The 758-nt window shown below is 39.1% G+C and carries 1 protein-coding gene; it reads left to right on the top strand.

Annotation, left to right across the window (positions count from 1 at the left end):
• The coding region (locus KIH23_RS13600) for a putative metal-binding motif-containing protein (RefSeq protein WP_213214047.1) at nt 1-758 on the top strand (758 nt) is incomplete at both ends.

The following is a 758-nucleotide window of genomic DNA, read 5'->3' as shown; positions in this document are numbered from 1 at the left end:
ACTGATGCTGATGGTGACGGATACAACAATGGTTTCCCTCCAACTTCAGTATGCTACGGTGCTGCTACACCAGCAGGTTACACTTTAGTAAACAATGGTACTGATTGCAACGATGAGTCTGCATCAGTTAACCCTAACGCATCTGAGATTCCTGGAAACAGCATTGATGACAACTGTGATGGTAACATCGATGAAGTTTACCCAACTTCTTACTTGAATGCTAATAACTGTGGTGTAACATTAACTGATATTTCTAACACTTTGTTTGCTTATAACTTAGCTACTTATGTTGGTTTGTCAGGTAATCAAGTTCAAAGATATCGTTTCGAAGTTACTAACGGTGCTACTGTTAGAACTTACGAGTCTAACTTGAACAACTTCAATTTGTTGAACTTGCCAGGTGGTGCTGCTTATGCAACTACATACACTGTTAGAGTTTCTGTTAAAATCTTAGGTTTCTGGAGAGAGTACGGTTCAGCTTGTACTGTAACAACTCCTGCAATTCCTAATTCATCATTTGTTACTTTGCCTGCTTGTGGTTCTACTTTGGCTAATATCTCTAACTCAATCTTCTGTAACCAAGTTGCAGGAGCTACAGGATACAGATTCAGAGTAAGCAACGGGTCTACTGTGGTAGGTACTTATGATTCATCTGTAAACAGATTTAGCTTGACTAACCTTGGAATCCAAAACATTTCATTCGGTACTACTTATACTATCGATGTATTGTTGAGATTCGGTTCAACTTGGAGACCAGA

Source organism: Flavobacterium sp. CYK-55, from assembly GCF_018413465.1.
Taxonomy (GTDB): domain Bacteria; phylum Bacteroidota; class Bacteroidia; order Flavobacteriales; family Flavobacteriaceae; genus Flavobacterium.
Note: the sequence above shows the minus strand (reverse complement) of the source record. Positions and strands in the feature narration are given on the sequence as shown.